The sequence below is a fragment of the Embleya sp. NBC_00888 genome (assembly GCF_045207655.1).
Lineage (GTDB): Bacteria > Actinomycetota > Actinomycetes > Streptomycetales > Streptomycetaceae > Embleya.
The window spans coordinates 5,082,678-5,101,157 of the sequence record NZ_CP108784.1 but is presented as its reverse complement, the minus strand read 5'-3'; the positions used below and the strand labels follow the sequence as shown (position 1 = coordinate 5,101,157).

17 protein-coding genes are annotated in these 18,480 nt (G+C 69.1%); all 17 read right to left on the bottom strand.

Features of this window, described 5'->3' with window-relative positions; genetic code table 11:
• Window position 1: 1 nt before the first annotated feature.
• The 17 genes from OG948_RS21760 to OG948_RS21680 all read right to left on the bottom strand — a co-directional run bounded on the left by OG948_RS21760 (window position 2) and on the right by OG948_RS21680 (window position 18,240).
• The gene (locus OG948_RS21760) at window positions 2-1,639 is read right to left on the bottom strand and encodes an NADH-quinone oxidoreductase subunit M (RefSeq protein WP_406298136.1); all 1,638 of its coding nucleotides are present in this window, start codon (window positions 1,637-1,639) and stop codon (window positions 2-4) included.
• A 64-nt stretch (window positions 1,640-1,703) separates the two neighbouring features.
• A complete protein-coding gene (gene nuoL, locus OG948_RS21755) occupies window positions 1,704-3,638 on the bottom strand; it encodes an NADH-quinone oxidoreductase subunit L (protein WP_406300313.1) in 1,935 nt (644 codons plus the stop codon).
• Between the two features lie 70 nt (window positions 3,639-3,708).
• Window positions 3,709-4,008, bottom strand: coding sequence for an NADH-quinone oxidoreductase subunit NuoK (gene nuoK, locus OG948_RS21750; RefSeq protein ID WP_020549317.1), 300 nt, complete (start codon window positions 4,006-4,008; stop codon window positions 3,709-3,711).
• A complete protein-coding gene (locus tag OG948_RS21745; RefSeq protein WP_406298135.1) occupies window positions 4,005-5,009 on the bottom strand; it encodes an NADH-quinone oxidoreductase subunit J in 1,005 nt (334 codons plus the stop codon). Before OG948_RS21745 ends, nuoK begins: the two co-directional genes overlap by 4 nt.
• Window positions 5,006-5,590 (bottom strand): NADH-quinone oxidoreductase subunit NuoI, encoded by a 585-nt coding sequence (gene nuoI, locus OG948_RS21740; protein WP_395871812.1) that lies wholly within the window; start codon window positions 5,588-5,590, stop codon window positions 5,006-5,008. The genes OG948_RS21745 and nuoI overlap by 4 nt, the downstream gene beginning before the upstream one ends.
• A 4-nt stretch (window positions 5,591-5,594) precedes the next feature.
• Window positions 5,595-6,923, bottom strand: a complete 1,329-nt coding sequence (nuoH, locus tag OG948_RS21735) for an NADH-quinone oxidoreductase subunit NuoH (protein ID WP_406300312.1) — start codon at window positions 6,921-6,923, stop codon at window positions 5,595-5,597.
• 11 nt (window positions 6,924-6,934) lie between these two features.
• Window positions 6,935-9,490 (bottom strand): NADH-quinone oxidoreductase subunit G, encoded by a 2,556-nt coding sequence (locus OG948_RS21730; RefSeq protein ID WP_406298134.1) that lies wholly within the window; start codon window positions 9,488-9,490, stop codon window positions 6,935-6,937.
• Between the two features lies 1 nt (window position 9,491).
• Entirely contained in the window at window positions 9,492-10,829 is a 1,338-nt protein-coding gene (gene nuoF, locus OG948_RS21725; RefSeq protein ID WP_395871816.1) for an NADH-quinone oxidoreductase subunit NuoF, read from the bottom strand.
• Complete coding sequence (nuoE, locus tag OG948_RS21720; RefSeq protein ID WP_406298133.1) at window positions 10,826-11,686, bottom strand: NADH-quinone oxidoreductase subunit NuoE; 861 nt, start codon at window positions 11,684-11,686, stop codon at window positions 10,826-10,828. Before nuoE ends, nuoF begins: the two co-directional genes overlap by 4 nt.
• Window positions 11,683-13,020, bottom strand: coding sequence for an NADH-quinone oxidoreductase subunit D (locus OG948_RS21715; protein ID WP_406298132.1), 1,338 nt, complete (start codon window positions 13,018-13,020; stop codon window positions 11,683-11,685). Before OG948_RS21715 ends, nuoE begins: the two co-directional genes overlap by 4 nt.
• Entirely contained in the window at window positions 13,020-13,769 is a 750-nt protein-coding gene (locus OG948_RS21710) for an NADH-quinone oxidoreductase subunit C (protein WP_406298131.1), read from the bottom strand. The genes OG948_RS21715 and OG948_RS21710 overlap by 1 nt, the downstream gene beginning before the upstream one ends.
• Window positions 13,766-14,386: a NuoB/complex I 20 kDa subunit family protein gene (locus tag OG948_RS21705; protein ID WP_406298130.1), complete on the bottom strand. Its 621-nt coding sequence runs from the start codon at window positions 14,384-14,386 to the stop codon at window positions 13,766-13,768. The genes OG948_RS21710 and OG948_RS21705 overlap by 4 nt, the downstream gene beginning before the upstream one ends.
• A 94-nt stretch (window positions 14,387-14,480) precedes the next feature.
• A complete protein-coding gene (locus tag OG948_RS21700) occupies window positions 14,481-14,840 on the bottom strand; it encodes an NADH-quinone oxidoreductase subunit A (RefSeq protein WP_395871826.1) in 360 nt (119 codons plus the stop codon).
• A gap of 746 nt (window positions 14,841-15,586) precedes the next feature.
• Window positions 15,587-16,144 (bottom strand): GNAT family N-acetyltransferase, encoded by a 558-nt coding sequence (locus OG948_RS21695; protein ID WP_406298129.1) that lies wholly within the window; start codon window positions 16,142-16,144, stop codon window positions 15,587-15,589.
• A 138-nt stretch (window positions 16,145-16,282) separates the two neighbouring features.
• Window positions 16,283-16,987 (bottom strand): phosphotransferase, encoded by a 705-nt coding sequence (locus OG948_RS21690; RefSeq protein ID WP_406298128.1) that lies wholly within the window; start codon window positions 16,985-16,987, stop codon window positions 16,283-16,285.
• Between the two features lie 68 nt (window positions 16,988-17,055).
• Window positions 17,056-17,415, bottom strand: a complete 360-nt coding sequence (locus OG948_RS21685) for a hypothetical protein (RefSeq protein ID WP_406298127.1) — start codon at window positions 17,413-17,415, stop codon at window positions 17,056-17,058.
• A 117-nt stretch (window positions 17,416-17,532) separates the two neighbouring features.
• Window positions 17,533-18,240, bottom strand: coding sequence for an ATP-binding protein (locus OG948_RS21680; protein ID WP_406300311.1), 708 nt, complete (start codon window positions 18,238-18,240; stop codon window positions 17,533-17,535).
• Window positions 18,241-18,480: the final 240 nt, after the last annotated feature.

Below are 18,480 nucleotides of genomic sequence, written 5' to 3'. Positions count from 1 at the left end.
CTCACTTGGAGCCTCCAGTGGTGTGCGCCTCGGTGCCCGCGGCCTGTTCGATGGGCTTGGTGGGCGCCGGGTCCTTCTGCTCCACCCGGCTGAGCGTGTGGTCCACGACCGGGTTCACCGCGTCGAGCACCGGCTTGGGATAGACGCCGAGCACGAGCAGGAACGCGATCAGCGGTACCACGACCGCCAGTTCACGCGGCACCAGGTCGCGGAGCTTCTCATTGCCCGGCCGCAGTGGGCCGGTCATCGTGCGTTGGTACAACACCAGCACGTACAGGGCGGCGAGCACGATGCCGGTGGTGGCGAAGATCGCGGCCACCTTGTACTTCGCGAACGCGCCCACCAACACCAGGAATTCGCTCACGAACGGGGCGAGTCCCGGCATCGAGAGGGTCGCGAGTCCGGCCACCAGGAACGTACCCGCGAGAATGGGGGCGACCTTCTGCACGCCGCCGAAGTCGGCGATCGTCTTGCTGCCGCGGCGGGTGATCAGGAAGCCCGCGATCAGCAGCAGGGCCGCGGTGGAGAAGCCGTGGTTGACCATGTACAACGTCGCGCCCGACTGGCCCTGACTGGTCATCACGAAGATGCCCAGGATGATGAAACCGAAGTGCGAGATGGACGTGTACGCGATCAGCCGCTTGATGTCGGTCTGGCCGACCGCCAGCAGCGCGCCGTAGATGATCCCGATCACCGCGAGCGTGATGATCACGGGGGCGAAGTACTTCGACGCGTCCGGGAAGATCTCCAGGCAGAACCGCAACATCGCGAACGTGCCGACCTTGTCCACCATCGCGGTGACCAGCACCGCGATGCCGGGCGTGGCCTCGGTCATGGTGTCCGGCAGCCAGGTGTGGAACGGCCACAGCGGGGCCTTGACCGCGAACGCGAACATGAAGCCCAGGAACAGCGCCTTCTCCGCGGTCGGATCGATGTCGAGCTGACCGGTGGCCACCGCCTGCGAGATCTTCACGAAGTCGAACGTGCCGTTGCCGTCGATCCCGATGCCCTGGTTCGCGGTCGCCACGTACAGCCCGACCACGGCGGCCAGCATGACCAGTCCGCCGAGCAGGTTGTAGAGCAGGAACTTGACCGCCGCGTAGGAGCGTTGCGCGCCGCCGTAGCCGCCGATCAGGAAGTACATCGGGATCAGCATGGCTTCGAAGAAGACGTAGAACATGAACACGTCGGTGGCCGCGAAGGACACCACGACCATGGCCTCGACCAGCAGCATCAGCGCGAAGAACGCGTGCGTGCTGCGCGGCGCGGGCTTGCCGGTGCCGGCCGAGCCGTCGGCGTTCACCGGCGCCTGGTCCGCGTCGTGCCAGGAGGCCAGGATCAGCAACGGCATCAGCACCGCGGTGAGCAGGATCAGCACCAGGCCGATCCCGTCCACACCCAGCGACCAGCGCACCCCGAACGAGGAGATCCAGCTGTAGCTCTCGGTGATCTGGAAACGGCCGCCGTCGTTGTCGAACCTGGTCGCCACCACGATCGCGACGGCCAGTGTGAGCAGGCTGAACAGCAGCGCCACGTTCTTGGCGAGCTTGCGCTTGCCGGCCGGAACGGCGGCGACGCACAGGCCGCCGACGAACGGCAGCGCCGCGAGCGTCGTCAGCCAGGGAAAGTGGCCGTTCATCGAAGTCCCTCCGCCGAGGCGCCTACGGTGTGGGCGATCTGGGGTCGTGTCCGGATGGTCATGTTCAGGCCATCCGAGCCATCAGCGTGCAGGCCACGACCAGCAGCGTGCCGCCGAACATGGACAGCGCGTACGAGCGGACGAAGCCGGTCTGCACCTTGCGCACGCGCGCCGAGGTGCCGCCGAAGAACGCCGCGAGTCCGCCCACGAATCCGTCCACGCCGCGGTTGTCGAACCACACGAGCAGGCGGGTCAGGTACTGACCGGGCCGCATCACCAGGCCCTCGTTGACCGCGTCCTGGTACAGGTCCCGACGAGCGGCCACGGTGACCAGGCTCGCGGCCGGCGCCACGGCGGGCACGTCCCGGCGGGCGTACTGCACGTAGGCCACCGCCGAGCCGAGCGCGACCATCGCGAGCGCCATGCCGGTGACCGCCCATTCGCTCATCGGCGGGTCGCCGTGCGAGAAGCCGGTGACCGGCGTCAGCCACTTCACGAACGAGTCGTTGAGCACGAACAGGCCACCGGCGAACACCGATCCGAACGCGAGCAGGATCATCGGACCGGTCATCGAGGTCGGCGACTCGTGCGGGTGCGGCTCGTGCCAGTCCGCCGGGGCACCGGCGGGCGCCTCCTTCCAGCGTTCCTTGCCGAAGAAGGTCATCAGCATCACCCGCGTCATGTAGAACGCGGTGAGGCCGGCGGCGAGCAGGGTGACCGCGCCCAGGATCCAGCCGGAGGTGCCGCCCTTGGCGAACGCCGCCTCGATGATCTTGTCCTTGGAGAAGAACCCGGACAGCAGTGGGAAGCCGATGATCGACAGGTAGCCCAGGCCGAAGGTGGCGAAGGTGATCGGCATGTACTTGCGCAGGCCGCCGTAGCGGCGCATGTCGACCTCGTCGTTCATGCCGTGCATGACCGAACCCGCGCCCAGGAACAACCCGGCCTTGAAGAAGCCGTGCGTGACCAGGTGCATGATCGCGAAGGCGTAGCCGATCGGACCCAGGCCCGCGGCCAGGATCATGTAGCCGATCTGACTCATCGTCGAGGCGGCCAGCGCCTTCTTGATGTCGTCCTTGGCGCAACCCACGATCGCCCCGAACAGCACGGTGATCGCGCCCACGATGGTGACCGCGAGCTGGGCGTCCGGCGAGGCGTTGAAGATCTCCGCCGACCGCGTGATCAGGTACACGCCGGCGGTGACCATGGTCGCCGCGTGGATCAGCGCGGAGACCGGGGTCGGGCCCTCCATCGCGTCGCCGAGCCAGGCCTGGAGCGGGAACTGCGCCGACTTGCCGCACGCGGCGAGCAGCAACATCAGGCCGATCGCGGTCATCGTGCCGTCGCTCGCGCTCGCACTGCCGCCGAGCACGTCGGCGAAGTCGAAGCTGCCGAACGTGGTGAACATCAGGAAGATCGCGACGGCCAGACCGAAGTCGCCGACGCGGTTCATGATGAACGCCTTCTTGGCGGCGGTCGCGGCGCTGGGCTTGTGCTGCCAGAAACCGATCAGCAGGTAGGAGGCAAGACCCACACCCTCCCAACCGACGTACAGCAGAAGGTAGTTGTTCGCCAGCACCAGCAGCAGCATCGCGGCGACGAACAGGTTCAGATAGGCGAAGAAGCGTCGACGGTTCTCGTCGTGCGCCATGTAGCCGATCGAGTAGATGTGGATCAGCGAGCCCACACCGGTGATCAACAGCACGAACACCATGGACAGTTGGTCCAGGTGCAGGCCGATGTCGGCCTGGAACTCGTTGACCGGCGCCCAGGTCCACAGGTGCTGGTCGACGGAGCGGTCCGCGTCGTCCTTGCCGAGCATGGTCACGAACATGAGCGCGCCGACCACGAACGACCCGAGGGCCAAAGCGGTGGCGAGGATGTGGCCGAAGGCGTTGGTGCGCTTGCCGCCGACGAGCAGCAGCAGCGCGCCCAGCAGCGGCAGGCCGACGACCAGCCACAGCGCCGAGAACGCGCCACTCGCCGCGACGGAGTGCAGCCCGCCGCCGCCCTCGTTGGCGAGCACGACGCCGGAGGCCAGGGAGGAGGTTTCGATCACCGGTTCCGACCTACCACTTCATGAGGCTGGCGTCGTCGACCGAGGCCGAACGGCGGCTGCGGAAGATGGCGATGATGATGGACAGTCCGACCACGACCTCGCACGCGGCGACGACCATCGTGAAGAACGCGATGATCTGGCCGTCGAGGTTGTCGTGCATGCGGCCGAACGTCACGAACGCGAGGTTGCACGCGTTCAACATCAGTTCGACGCACATGAACACGACGATCGCGTTGCGCCGGAGCAGGACCCCGGCCGCGCCGATGGTGAACAACAGCGCGGACAGGTACAGGTAGTTCACCGGGTTCACGGGCGCCCCTCCTTGGAGCCTGCGCCGGCGGCAACCTCGTTGCCCGACCCGTCGCCCGCCGAGGTGTCGGCGTCGTCGTGTTCCTGCCGGGCGGTCGGCACCGGCGCGGACGAGGGTCCGTCCGACTCGTCCGGCCACGCCTCGTCGTCGGTGTCGGCGCCGGCGCTCTCCAACTCGGCGACGCTGTGCACCTGCTCGGCGCTGACGTCGCGGATCTGTCCGCGAGCGCGGAGCGTGTTGTTGATCGACAACTGCGAGATGCTGCCGTCCGGCAGCAGCGCGGGCACGTCCACCGCGTTGTGCCGGGCGTACACACCGGGCGTGGGCAGCGGCGCGACCTGCTTGTTGTCGCGCACCCGCTCCTCGGAGAGTTCGCGCTGGGTCTTGCGCGCCACCAGCCGCTCGCGGTGCGCGAGCACCATCGCGCCGACCGCCGCGGTGATCAGCAGCGCGCTGGTCATCTCGAAGGCCCAGATGTACTTGGTGAAGATCTGGTGCGCCAGGCCCTGGACGTTGCCCTCGGCCACCGCGCGCAGTGCCTCGTCGTCGGTCTCGGCCGGGTAGACCGGGCGGCTGCCCGGCGGCTTGGTGGCCAGGGCGCTGAAGTGCGTGATGGACGCGTTGGCGATGCCGGCGACGAGCAGGATGCCGAAGCCCAGACCGAGCCCCGCGGCGGCGATCCGCTGGCCCTTCAGCGTCTCCTTGAGCGAGTCCACCGAGGAGACGCCGACCAGCATCAGCACGAACAGGAACAGCATCATGATCGCGCCGGTGTAGACCACGATCTGCACGATGCCCAGGAACATCGCGCCCTGGGCCAGGTAGAAGATCGCCAGGCACATCATCGTGGTGACCAGCGCGAGCGCGCTGTGCACCGCCTTCTTCATGAAGACGGTGGCCAGGGCGCCGATCAGCGCGACGGCCGCGAGCACCCAGAACTGCAGCGCCTCGCCGGTGGAGGTCTTGGTGACCTCGGCCGCGAAGTCGATTCCGGGGCTCATCGGCCCGCCTCCGTCCCCTGCTTGTGCGCCTCGGCCGTCTCACGGGGCTGCCCCTGGGTCACCGTGCCGGGCGCGGCCGCGGTGACCTTGCCCAGGTAGTAGTCGGTGTCGGTGGTGCCCGGGTACATCTCGTGCGGCGCCGGGACCATGCCCTCGTACAGCGGCGCGAGCAGCTGTTCCTTGGTGAAGATCAGGCTCGCCCGGCTGGTGTCGGCGAGCTCGAACTCGTTGGTCATGGTCAGCGCCCGGGTCGGGCAGGCCTCGATGCACAGGCCGCAGAAGATGCAGCGCAGGTAGTTGATCTGGTAGTTGCGGCCGTACCGCTCACCGGGCGAGAAGCGCTCCTCGTCGGTGTTGTCGGCACCTTCCACGAAGATCGCGTCGGCGGGACACGCCCACGCGCACAGTTCGCAGCCGATGCACTTCTCCAGGCCGTCGGCGTACCGGTTGAGCTGGTGTCGGCCGTGGAATCGCGGTGCGGTGACCTTCTTCTCGTACGGGTAGTACTCGGTGTTCGCCTTCTTGAACATCGTCGCGAAGGTGACACCGAACCCCGCGACCGGTCCGAGGAACTTGGGCACGGGTCTATGCCTCTCCTTCAGTGCGGTCGGCCGGGGGCTCCGCCGCGGCCGGCACCCCGACCGGCTCGGGTTTGCGCACGCTGCGGCGCGGCACCGGCGGGAGTTGCTGTCCCGGCATCGGCGGTACGGGGAACCCGCCCGCCATCGGGTCGAACGGTTCGGGGCCGGCCGCCTTCGCGTCGGCCTCCTCGTCCTTGTTGGGCGTGACCGCGTCCCACAGGATCGACAGCAGGAGCAGGGCGACCACGCCGCCGGCGACCCACAGCACGATCCGGGACTGCTCGTAGCCCTCGTTCTTGAGCGCGCGCACGGTGGCCACCAGCATCAGCCACACCAGCGAGAGCGGGATCAGCACCTTCCAGCCGATCTTCATGAACTGGTCGTAGCGGAAGCGCGGCAGCGTGCCGCGCAGCCAGATGAACACGAAGATGAAGGCCTGGACCTTGAGGAAGTACCAGAGGAAGGGCCACCAGCCGGAGTTGGCGCCGTCCCAGACCGCGGTGATCGGCCACGGCGCGAGGTAGCCGCCGAGGAACAGGGTGGTCGCCAGCGAGCTGACCACGACCATGTTCACGTACTCGGCGAGGAAGAACAGCGCGAACTTCAGCGACGAGTACTCGGTGTGGAAGCCACCGACCAGCTCGCCCTCGGCCTCGGGGAGGTCGAACGGCGCGCGGTTGGTCTCACCGATCATCGCGACGACGTAGATGATGAACGAGACCGGCAGCAGAACGGCGTACCAGGTGTCCTGCTGGGCGGCGACGATCTCCGACGTGGACATCGAACCGGCGTAGAGGAAGACCGCCGCGAACGACAGGCCCATCGCGATCTCGTACGAGATCATCTGCGCCGAGCTGCGCAGCCCGCCGAGCAGCGGGTAGGTCGAGCCCGAGGACCAGCCCGCGAGCACGATGCCGTAGATGCCCACGGACGCGACCGCGAGGATGTAGAGGACCGCGACCGGCAGGTCGGTCAGTTGCAGGTGTGTGCGCTCCCCGAAGATGGAGACCTCGGGGCCGAAGGGGATCACCGCGAACGCCATGAACGCCGGGACCATCGCCACGATCGGGGCGATGATGTAGACGGCCTTGTCGGCGCCCTTGACGGTGATGTCCTCCTTGAGCGCGAGCTTCACGCCGTCCGCGAGGGACTGGAGCAGGCCCTGCGGGCCGGTGTACTTGGGCCCGATGCGCATCTGCATCCAGGCCACGACCTTGCGTTCCCACCAGATCGCGAACAGCGTCATCACGACGCAGAACGCGAAGATGAGCACCGCCTTGAGCAGGACCAGCCACCAGACGTCGGTGCCGAACCCGACGGCGGCGAGCTGCATGCCGCTGTCCGTCACCGCTCCTCCTCGTGAACGTGTGCGGTCCGACCGTTGTGGCCGGTGCCGTTGGGTGGGCCTTCGGCCTGGGCGAGATCCACGACAGCCGGCCGGATCTTGACCACCTCGCCCGCGCCGACGCCCAGTGCGCGACGCACCGAGGAGCCCGGCGAGTTCGCGGGCAGGAACACCACGCGCTCGGTCATGTCGGTGACGCGCAGCGGCAACGTGACCTCCCCGTGCAACGAGGTCACGGTGACGCCGCCCCCGTCCTCGGCGCCGATCTCGGCGGCCGTGGACGCACACAGCCGGACGACCGGCGCACGCCGGGTGCCCGCCAGATGCGGTTCGCCGTCCTGGCCCCGGCCCTCGTCCAGGAGCAGACGCCAGGTGGCCAGTACGGCCTCGCCCGCGCCGGGACGCGGGAGTTCGCGGGCCCGGCCCTCGGGGGCCGGACCGCGGTCGCCGGTCCACCGGCCGAGCCGGCGCAGTTCGCGCCGGGCGGCGGTGAGCGTGGGCAGTCCGATCGGGGTGCCCTCGCGCTGCTCGGCCATCGCCTCGGCGATCGCGTCGAGCACGCGCAGGTCGGACATCACCGCGGCCAGGTCGCCGGCGAGCTGGTCCTTCTTCAGCACGGTGGCGAACGGGCGCTCGCGGCCCTCCCAGTCGACGAAGGTGCCCGGCTTCTCGGCGGGCGCGGCGACCGGGAAGACCACGTCGGCGCGTTCGGTGACCGCGCTGTGCCGCAGTTCCAGGCTGACCACGAAGCGGGCCGCGTCCAGCGCGGCCAGGGCGCCGGCCGGGTCGGGCAGGTCGTCCACGTCGACGCCGCCGACCACGAGCGCGGCCAGGCGCTGTTCGCGGGCCGCGGTGAGCATCGAGGTGGTGTCCAGGCCGTAGCCGCCGGGCAGGTCGGCGACCCGCCAGAGCGAGGCCACCTCGGCGCGGGCCGCCGGATCGCCGAGCGGTCGCCCGCCCGGGAGCACGTTGTACAGCGCGCCCGCGTCGAGCGCGCCGCGCTCGCCGGCCCGGCGCGGGATCCAGGCGAGTCGGGCGCCGGTGCGCGCGGCCAGCGCGGTGACCTCGGCCAGTGCGCCCGGCACGCCCGCCAGTCGTTCGCCGACGAGCACGACGGCGCCCGGGGTGCGCAGCAGGTCGGCCGCGCCCCGGGCGAGCTCGCCCTCGATCGCCGGGTCGCCGAGCGCGGACAGCCACTCGGTCTCGGTGCCGGGCGCGGCCCGCAGCAGGCTGCCCTTCATCCGGATCAGGCCGGGCGAGGCGAACGGCGCGATGCCGTACACCTTCAGGCCCTTGCGGGCGGCCTTGCGCAGCCGCAGGAACACGATCGGCGACTCGTCCTCGGGTTCGAACCCGACGAGCAGCACACCGGGGGCCTTCTCCAGCTCGGCGTAGGTCACGCCCAGCCCGGTACCGGCCACCTCGGCGGCGAGGAACTCGGCCTCCTCGGCCGAGTGTTCGCGGGCGCGGAAGTCGATGTCGTTGCTGTCCAGCGCGACCCGGGCGAACTTGCCGTACGCGTAGGCGTCCTCGAGGGTGACCCGGCCGCCGACCAGGACGCCGGCCGAGCCGCGGGCGGCGGCCAGCCCGCGCGCGGCCACGCCCAGTGCCTCGGACCAGGACGCGGGAACCAGTTCGCCGCTGTCCTCGTCCCGGATCAGTGGGGAGGTGAGCCGGTCCTGTCGAGTGGCGTAGCGGAACGCGAAGCGGCCCTTGTCGCAGTTCCATTCCTCGTTGACCTCGGGGTCGTCGCCGGCCAGCCGGCGCAGCACCTTGCCCCGCCGGTGGTCCGCGCGCAGCGAGCACCCGGACGCGCAGTGCTCGCACGTGGTCGGGGAGGACACCAGGTCGAACGGCCGGGCCCGGAACCGGTAGGCGGCCGAGGTGAGGGCGCCGACCGGGCAGATCTGGATGGTGTTGCCGGAGAAGTAGGACTCGAACGGCTGCTTCTCGTAGATCCCGACCTGCTGGAGCGCGCCGCGTTCGATCAGCGCGATGAACGGGTCGCCCGCGACCTGCTCGGAGAAGCGGGTGCAGCGCGCGCACAACACGCAGCGCTCGCGGTCCAGGAGCACCTCGGAGGAGATCCGCAGCGGCTTGGGGAAGGTCCGCTTGACCTCGGTGAAGCGCGAGGCCGAACGACCCGCGCTCATCGCCTGGTTCTGCAGCGGGCACTCGCCGCCCTTGTCGCAGACGGGGCAGTCCAGGGGGTGGTTGATCAGCAGCAGCTCCATCACCCCGTCCTGCGACTTCTTCGCGACCGGCGAGGTGAGCTGGGTGCGCACGACCATGCCGTCGGTGACGGTGGTGGTGCAGGAAGCGAGCGGCTTGCGCTGGCCCTCGACGTCGACCAGGCACTGCCGGCAGGCGCCGACCGGGTCGAGCAGCGGGTGGTCGCAGAACCTGGGGATCTGGATGCCGATCAGCTCGGCGGCCCGGATCACCAGGGTGCCCTTGGGCACGGAGACGTCGATCCCGTCCACCGAGATGGTGACGAGGTCCTCCGGCTTGGGGGCCGGCGGCCCGCTCGCGGGGGTGTTGGTCGTGACTGTCATGTCAGCTGTGCGCTCCTGCCCCGGTTGAAGCGGGGGCTGTCTTCGCCCACGCGGTGGATGCCGCGGTGTCGAACGGACAGCCGCCGTGCTCGAAGTGCGCCAGGTACTCGTCGCGGAAGTACTTGAGCGAGGACTGGATCGGGCTCGCCGCACCGTCGCCGAGCGCGCAGAAGGACTTGCCGAGGATGTTGTCGGCGACGTCGAGCAACGTCTCCAAGTCCTCCTCGGTGCCCTCGCCGCGCTCGAGTCGGGTGAGCAACTGGGTGAGCCAGTAGGTGCCTTCGCGGCACGGCGTGCACTTGCCGCAGGACTCGTGCTCGTAGAACTCGGTCCAGCGCAGCACCGCGCGCACCACGCACACGGTCTCGTCGAAGATCTGCAGCGCCTTGGTGCCGAGCATGGAACCGGCCGCGCCGACGCCCTCGTAGTCGAGCGGCACGTCCAGGTGCTCGTCGGTGAACATCGGCGTGGACGAGCCGCCGGGCGTCCAGAACTTGATCCGGTGCCCCTCGCGCACGCCGCCCGCCAGGTCCAGGAGTTGGCGCAGGGTGACCCCGAGCGGGGCCTCGTACTGGCCGGGTCGCTCGACGTGTCCGGACAGCGAGTACAGCGTGAAACCGGGCGACTTCTCCGAGCCCATCGAGCGGAACCACTCGACGCCCTTGTTCAGGATCGGCGGCACCGACGCGATCGACTCGACGTTGTTCACGCAGGTCGGGGACGCGTACAGGCCGGCCACCGCCGGGAAGGGCGGGCGCAGTCGGGGCTGACCCCGGCGGCCCTCGAGCGAGTCGAGCAGCGCGGTCTCCTCGCCGCAGATGTACGCGCCGGCGCCCGCGTGCACGGTGAGTTCGAGGTCGAAGCCCGAGCCCAGCACGTTCTTGCCGAGGTAGCCGGCGGCGTACGCCTCGCGGACCGCGTTGTGCAGTCGGCGCAGCACCGGGACCACCTCGCCGCGCACGTAGATGAACGCGTGCTCGGAGCGGATCGCGTAGGACGCGATGATCACACCCTCGATCAGCACGTGCGGGTTGGCGTACATGAGCGGGATGTCCTTGCAGGTTCCCGGCTCGGACTCGTCCGCGTTGACCACGAGGTAGTGCGGCTTGCCGTCGTTCTGCGGGATGAAGCCCCACTTCATGCCGGTGGGGAAGCCCGCGCCGCCGCGACCGCGCAGACCGGAGTCCTTGACGGTCTGGATCACCTCGTCGGGGTGCATCGCCAGCGCCTTGCGCAGTCCGTCGTAGCCGCCGCCGCGCCGGTAGGTGTCCAGCGTCCACGGCTGGTGCTCATCCCAGTTCGCGGAGAGCACGGGGGTGAGGAGGGAGGGCTCGGTCACGGCGCTTGGTCCCCGTCCTGGTCGGTGGCGGCCGCGGGGTGGGCCGGGTCGGACTCGGCGGTGGGCGCCGGGGCGTCGTGCGAACTCGGGGTCCGCGGAACCTCGTCCGCGCCCTCCTCGTCGGCCCGCCGGGGGGCGGGCGGGGTCGCCGCCCGGGCCGGCCGGTCGGTGTGTGTGTCGTTGGCGATACGCAGCCCGACCAGGCTGGCCGCGCCGCCGGCGCCGCCCTCGTCGACCGCGCCGGGTCGCTCGTCCGGGAAGCCGGCCAGGATCCGCGAGGTGTCCCGGAAGGTGCACAGTCGCGCGCCGCGGGTGGGCACCGCGTCCTTGCCCGCGCGCAGGTCGTCCACGAGTTCCTTGGCCGACTGCGGGGTCGCGTCGTCGAAGAACTCCCAGTTGACCATCACCACGGGCGCGTAGTCGCAGGCGGCGTTGCACTCGATGTGCTCCAGGGTGACCACGCCGTCGGCGGTGGTCTCCTTGTTGCCGATCCCGAGGTGGTCCTTCAGGCTCGCGAAGATCTCGTCGCCGCCCATCACCGCGCACAGCGTGTTGGTACAGACGCCGACGTGGAAGTCGCCGCCCTGGCGACGCCGGTACATCGTGTAGAAGGTGGAGACCGCGGAGACCTCCGCCGTGGTCAGGCCCAGCACGTCGGCGCAGAACTCGATGCCGGTGCCGGTGACGTAGCCCTCTTCGGCCTGCACCAGGTGCAGCAGCGGCAGCAGCGCCGAGCGGGCCTGCGGGTAGCGCCCGATCACCTCCTTCGCGTCCACCTCCAGACGCGCGCGCACCGCGGGCGGGAACGGCGGAGCCGGTTTGGCCGGCGGCATCGGCATGCCCAGGTCCGTACTCATCGGTCGACACCTCCCATGACGGGGTCGATGCCCGCCACTGCGACGATCACGTCGGCCACCTGACCGCCTTCGCACATCGCGGCCATGGCCTGCAGGTTGTTGAACGAGGGGTCGCGGAAGTGCACGCGGTAGGGGCGGGTGCCGCCGTCGCTGACCGCGTGTACGCCCAGTTCGCCGCGCGGCGACTCGATCGCGCTGTAGACCTGGCCCGGTGGTACCCGGAAGCCCTCGGTGACCAGCTTGAAGTGGTGGATGAGGGACTCCATCGAGGTGCCCATGATGTTCGCGATGTGGGCGGGCGAGTTGCCCAGGCCGTCCGAGCCGAGCGCGAGTTGCGCGGGCCAGGCGATCTTCTTGTCGCCGACCATGACCGGGCCGGGGGCCAGCCGGTCCAGGCACTGTTCGACGATCCGCAGCGACTGCTTCATCTCCTCGATGCGGATCAGGTACCGCCCCCAGGAGTCGCAGGAGTCCGTGGTGGCCACGTCGAACTCGTAGTTCTCGTACCCGCAGTACGGCTGCGTCTTGCGCAGGTCGTGCGGCAGTCCGGTGGAGCGCAGCACCGGGCCGGTCAGGCCCAGGGCCATGCAGCCGGCCAGGTCGAGGTAGCCGATGCCCTGGGTGCGGCCCTTGAAGATCGCGTTGTCGTTGAGCAGCAGTTCGTACTCGCGGATCCGGCCGGGCAGGATGTTCACCAGTTCGCGGACCTTGTCCACGGCGCCCGGCGGGAGGTCCTGGGCGAGGCCGCCGGGGCGGATGTAGGCGTGGTTCATCCGGAGCCCGGTGATCATCTCGAAGACGTCGAGGATCAGTTCGCGGTCGCGGAACCCGAAGGTCATCACGGTGAGCGCGCCGATCTCCATGCCGCCGGTGGCCAGGCAGACCATGTGCGAGGAGATCCGGTTGAGCTCCATCAGCAGGACCCGGATCACCTGCGCGCGCTCGGGGATGTCGTCGGTGATGCCGAGCAGCTTCTCCACCGCGAGGCAGTACGCGGTCTCGTTGTGCAGCGGCATCAGGTAGTCCATGCGCGTCACGAAGGTGACGCCCTGGGTCCAGTTGCGGAACTCCAGGTTCTTCTCGATGCCGGTGTGCAGATAACCGATTCCGCAGCGGGCCTCGGTGACGCTCTCCCCGTCGATCTCCAGGATCAGCCGCAACACACCGTGGGTGGAGGGGTGTTGCGGGCCCATGTTGACGACGATGCGCTCTTCGGCGTCCGCCGCGGCCTGGACCACTTCGTCCCAGTCGGAGCCGGTGACCGTGTAGACCCGGCCCTCGGTGGTCTCCCGCGCGTGCGCGGCGGATGGGGGTGTCGTTGTCTGATCGCTCATCAGGTGTACGACCTCCGCTGGTCGGGCGGCGGGATCTGGGCGCCCTTGTACTCGACGGGCACGCCGCCGAGCGGGTAGTCCTTCCGCTGCGGGTGGCCGGGCCAGTCGTCCGGCATGAGGATGCGCGTGAGCGCGGGGTGGCCGTCGAAGACGAGGCCGAAGAAGTCGTAGGTCTCGCGCTCGTGCCAGTCCAGCGCGGGATACACGCTCACCAGGGACGGCAGGTGCGGATCGGCGTCGGGGACGCTCACCTCGAGCCGGACCGCGCGATTGTGGGTGATCGAGCGCAGGTGGTAGACCGCGTGCAGCTCGCGGCCGGTCTCCTGGGGGTAGTGCGTACCGGAGACGCCGGTGCACAGCTCGAACCGCAGTGCCGGGTCGTTGCGCAGGGTCAGCGCGATCCGGGGCAGCGACTCGCGGCGCACGTGGAAGGTGAGTTCGCCGCGGTCGACCACGACCTTCTCGATCGCGTCGTCGAACTCGATGCCGGCTTCCGCGAGGGCGCCGGAGAGTTCGTCGGCGACCAGGTCGAACTCGCCCTCGCCGTCCGCGGTTCCGCGCGGGCCGCCGTAGGGGCGGGCGGCGGAGCCGGGGAAGGCGACGGTACGGACCAGCTTGCCGTAGCCGGAGGTGTCGCCCGATCCACTCGCGCCGAACATGCCGTGCCGGACCTCGATGGGTTCCACGTCGGCGTCGCGGGGGATGGGCAGCTGGGCCTTCTCCTCGGGGGTGCTGCCGGGAGTGGTCATCGGGCGCCCCCGTCGGGTGCGTGGCCGACCGGGATGCCGGGATCGAGCTCGTGCGCGCCGCGGCGGGCGCTCGCGGGCAACATCTCGATGGTGGGCAGCGCCTTCAGGGCGGCCTGTTCGGCGGCGCGGGCGGCCTTCTCGCGGTTGACGCCGAGCGGCGCCGCCTGGATCTCCTCGCGGAGTTTGATGATCGCGTCCATCAGCATCTCGGGTCGGGGCGGGCAGCCGGGAAGGTAGATGTCCACCGGCACCACGTGGTCGACGCCCTGGACGATCGCGTAGTTGTTGAACATGCCGCCCGAGGACGCGCAGACGCCCATGGACAGCACCCACTTGGGGTTGGGCATCTGGTCGTAGATCTGTCGCAGGACCGGCGCCATCTTCTGGCTGACCCGGCCGGCGACGATCATCAGGTCGGCCTGGCGCGGCGAGGCGCGGAACACCTCCATGCCGAACCGGGCCAGGTCGTAGCGCCCCGCACCGGTCGCCATCATCTCGATCGCGCAGCACGCGAGTCCGAACGTGGCCGGCCAGAAGGATCCCTTGCGGAAGTAGCCGGCCAGCCCTTCCACGGTGCTCAGCAGGAAGCCGCTGGGCAGCTTCTCCTCGATACCCACGCGGATGCCCTCTCTCCGTCAGTCGTTGGGGGAAGCCTGTGGGGAAGCCTGGGCGTCTCGGCTCATCGGTCCCACGTCGTCCGTCGCTTCCACGTCAGTCCCAATCCAGGCCGCCGCGACGCCACAGGTAGGCGTACGCGACGAAGACCGCGGCGACGAACAGGACCATCTCGACGAGACCGAACATCCCGAGCGAGTCGAAGTACACGGCCCACGGGTAGAGGAAGACGATCTCGATGTCGAAGACGATGAAGAGCATCGCCGTCAGGTAGTACTTGACCGGGAATCGCCCGCCGCCGATCGGCTGCGGGGTGGGCTCGATGCCGCATTCGTAGGCTTCGAGCTTGGCCCGGTTGTAGCGCTTGGGCCCGGTGAGCGCCCCCATCACGAGGGAGACCACTCCGAAGGCCAGGGCAATGCCCCCGAGCACGAGGATCGGCGCGTACAGGTTCACCGCGCTCCCATCTCCCTTCTCAGTCCCCCGGAGTCACGCATGTGACCGGGTTCACAAGCTGCCGGAACGGCGCCCATCCTAGGCCCCTCACGATGTGATCTGCGACACGGGTAGGGAACGATCATGGTGTGATCTTCCCCACCTGATGATCGATCAGAAACGGTTGCGTGCAGGCAAAAATCACACAGGGTGAGAAATAGGGGAGCCTAAACGGTTCGGCACTCACGGACGATGTTGATCACGAAAATCGCCTATACCACCCGTTCACAAGCGCATCAAATTTGGCCGAACATGATCGATTGTGATAGCCGATCGGGGCCCTCGCGCACAGAGCGTCACTGGAAAAGCCGCCCTGCGGGCGGGGCGGCTGCGCCGCCGGCGGCCTCCGGCCGCTCCCGGAAACGCCGCGCTTCGCGCGGGGGCGGCTGCGCCGCCGGCGGCCTCCGGCCGCTCTCCTCGCGTGCTCGTCGATCACTGGTCGACGATCAAGTCGTGGGCGCTGACGCGCCGGGGAGCCGCCGAGTGCGCAGCGGCGCCGGAGGGGGGTGACGTGGGTCGTGGCGGAGTGGTGGGCGACGGGCTCCCGAAGCGGTGCTCGGGGGGTTCAAGCGGTTGGCCGGCCCGAGTCGCGACATTCGGCGGCCTCCCTCACCCGGGCGGCCCAACTGCCCCATCCACCACATCACTCACACCGGTGAACCAGCACATCCCGGGCACCGAGCGACACGGCATTACTCGCCAAGTCGTCAGTCGACCGAACGCACGAACGTCTCGAACCGTGGCCCACTCTCACGCGGAACGCTCGGCCCCAACGAGCGGTACCCCTGAGCCGACCAAAACGCCAAGGCCCCCGGAGCATCCTGTCGAGCCGTCAACGCGGTCCGTTCTCCTCGCCACGGACCGACCAACGCGTCGTGCAAAGCGCTGCCGAGCCCATCGCGCCGAAAACCACTCCGCACTACGAACTCCATGATCACGAACGTGCGCTTCCCGTCCTCACGAGCCTCGTCCAGCGGCAGCGGACTCGGCAACCCCGCCCACCACCGCGACCCCACCGGCAACGCCACCCCGTACCCCATGCCTGCGGGCTGCCCCTCCCGCGCACGCGCGACCACGACCGCGAATCCCGCCATGGCCCGCTGCCTGGCCCACGGACCCGCGATCCAAGCCGCCACGCTCTCCGCCGTCTCGTTGTAGGGAGCCTCGGCATACACCTCCGCGTAGAGCGCCCGCACGATCGGCTCGACCTCGTCGACACGCTCGACGCCGTAGCGCTCAAACATCCACCTCGCTTCGGCGTTCATCGGCTCCCCTCCGCCGTCACCGCACGAATCATCTCCACAGTTTGCGTCGCCGGCATCCCGTCCACCGCTGCGAGCGCCCTACCGATCCGGCGCGGGCCGCCACGGTGCGGCCCGCGCTCGGCGCCGGACCCGGACGGGTCAGCCCGCGATGGGCGGTTCGATCAGGAGGGGCCACCAGGTCGCGTGGCCGGCTGTATGGCCGACCATCGCTTCCGCGAGCGCCCGCCGCGCGCTGGGGGACGCCCGTCGCCACTCGGGGAACCGCCACATCCAGCGGCGGACCTCGCCGAAGTTGTGGCCGGCGTCCACCAGGTTCGCGCCCAGGTAGGCGACCTCCGCCCATGGCGGCCCGAGTGCCACCTGCCCCCAGTCGACGACGGACAGCCGCCCGTCCGGCCGGACGATCATGTTGGCCGAGGTCAGGTCGGTGTGCAGCAGGCGGTTGCCACACAGCGGTCCGGTACGTCCCGGCGGCAGGTGTGACCGCAGCCGCCCGACCAGTGTGGGCAGGCCGGCGCTGCGGCCGGGTCGGATGCGCCCGATGCGGTCGAGGGCTCCGACCACCAGCACCATGTCCGGTGATCCCAGGCACAGCCGGAGGGGACGGCCCTCCACGTGTTCGAAGACCAGTACGCGCCATCCGTCGACCGTGCCGTGCCGCAACAAGCGTGGCGACAGCACTCCCGTGACGGCGCTCGCCGCGATCTCGCTCGTCTGCGCTCGCGCCGACAGCGGTGCGGTGTCCTCCTCGGCGACCTTGACGAACACCGGACCGGTCGGGGTGGTGACGGTCGCGGCGAAGGAACTGGTGTGGGGACCGGAAACGGACTCGACCGAGAGCACGGGCCCGACCGTAGTCTCGATGAACCCCTGTACCGCGAAAGGGAGTTCAGGCCACACATAACGCCTGCTCATCCCACCTCCCGAATCGGCTCGGTCCGCACGGCCGGACGGAGGCAAGGCTTCCCGGTCGATGTCACCGACAACAACACTGCGCCGACTTCGCGACCGAGGTGGTCCACCCGCATCAACCGCCGTACCGCCCTGCCCAGTTCCACATCGAGATCGAGCACCGCCAGGTGACCGATCGGGCACAGGTAGGGCAACCTCCCCACCCGATGCGGCTGCACCACGGCAACACGCTCCGACGCGGGCGGAAGGGCAACGACCGTTCCCTCCGGAAGATCGGCATGCGCATCGACGTGCCGAACACGACAACCGACACGAATCCGCGGCTGTGCGTCGGCTCGATATTCTTGAATCTCCATCACTGCCTCACGGTGGATAGGTGGAGGCAGCGGCCGGGCTCACGCCTGGAATCGAGACGCCCGACCGCTGCCGGTCGAGGAGGCGGCGACATTCGGCCGCCCGGTCTTCCTTCTCTTCGCTCAATCGGCCGCCGGCACCCTCTGGGGCCTCGGGGTCAGGGCCGCGCTGGACGACGAACCTGTACGGCTACGGCACATCGCACGAGCCACGCCCCTCACCACTCCCGCTGAGGTTTGCACCGCAAGAAGTCGAAGTGCCGCCCGAATTGCCCGATATGGACTCGTACAGCCCTTGATCGGGCTTTCGCTTCCTTCCGGGCCACCAAGCCCCGTGACGCTCCGATCGCGATGCCAGGCCGGACGGTTCCCTGCTGCTCGACGACGATGCACAGCATGGAGGGCACCGGGAAGGGTGAATCCGGCAGCGACCCACTTGCCATCGTGGCCGTCGTTACGAATGGGTCCGTAGGCCAAGTGGTCCGCGAGGTTCGCGACAATCCCAAGTCCCCGTCCAGCTTCGCCCTCCGCAGGCACGGCGTCCAAGTCACAAGTCCATATGAGCTCCACAAATCGGGTGTCCGTGACGCCGAACATCAGCGTGGGCCCGTCGACCCACCAGTGGACGGCGATCTCGCCGGTGGTGTGCCTCCAAGCATTGGTGACCAACTCGGTTGCAACCACGAGGACGTCATCCAGCCAATTGGCATGACCCTCGGTGGTTCGGTCGACGCCCAGGGCGGTGCACACGTCAAGTACGTATGCACGAGCGGCCTTTGTCACGACCGTGTCCCTAGGCAGATCCAGCTGGGGGGCTGGGGCTGATGTCATCTCGAACTCCCTTGCGGCAGGGGGTCTTGCTCGCCCAAAACTGCCTTCCCGCATGATCACGATCAGTAGCACGAAGGTAACCTCAAGATACAAGCGAACATTCTCAGCGCAAGAGACATCTCTGAAATTTCAATGAGAAGAGTGATTCCGTGCGACGATTCGGCGCGGCACTCTCAGGGCGAGGAGCATCGCCGCGTCACACCATGCGGCAGGATGACGGCGACATCTGGACACGGGCAG

Excerpts from the sequence above, each read along its gene's own strand:
- OG948_RS21760 (WP_406298136.1), bottom strand. The coding sequence starts at position 1,639 with ATGAACGGCCACTTTCCCTGGCTGACGACGCTCGCGGCGCTGCCGTTC.
- OG948_RS21745 (WP_406298135.1), bottom strand. The coding sequence starts at position 5,009 with ATGAGCCCCGGAATCGACTTCGCGGCCGAGGTCACCAAGACCTCCACC.
- nuoH (WP_406300312.1), bottom strand. The coding sequence starts at position 6,923 with ATGCAGCTCGCCGCCGTCGGGTTCGGCACCGACGTCTGGTGGCTGGTC.
- OG948_RS21730 (WP_406298134.1), bottom strand. The coding sequence starts at position 9,490 with ATGACAGTCACGACCAACACCCCCGCGAGCGGGCCGCCGGCCCCCAAG.
- nuoE (WP_406298133.1), bottom strand. The coding sequence starts at position 11,686 with ATGAGTACGGACCTGGGCATGCCGATGCCGCCGGCCAAACCGGCTCCG.
- OG948_RS21715 (WP_406298132.1), bottom strand. The coding sequence starts at position 13,020 with ATGAGCGATCAGACAACGACACCCCCATCCGCCGCGCACGCGCGGGAG.
- OG948_RS21710 (WP_406298131.1), bottom strand. The coding sequence starts at position 13,769 with ATGACCACTCCCGGCAGCACCCCCGAGGAGAAGGCCCAGCTGCCCATC.
- OG948_RS21695 (WP_406298129.1), bottom strand. The coding sequence starts at position 16,144 with ATGAACGCCGAAGCGAGGTGGATGTTTGAGCGCTACGGCGTCGAGCGT.
- OG948_RS21680 (WP_406300311.1), bottom strand. The coding sequence starts at position 18,240 with ATGACATCAGCCCCAGCCCCCCAGCTGGATCTGCCTAGGGACACGGTC.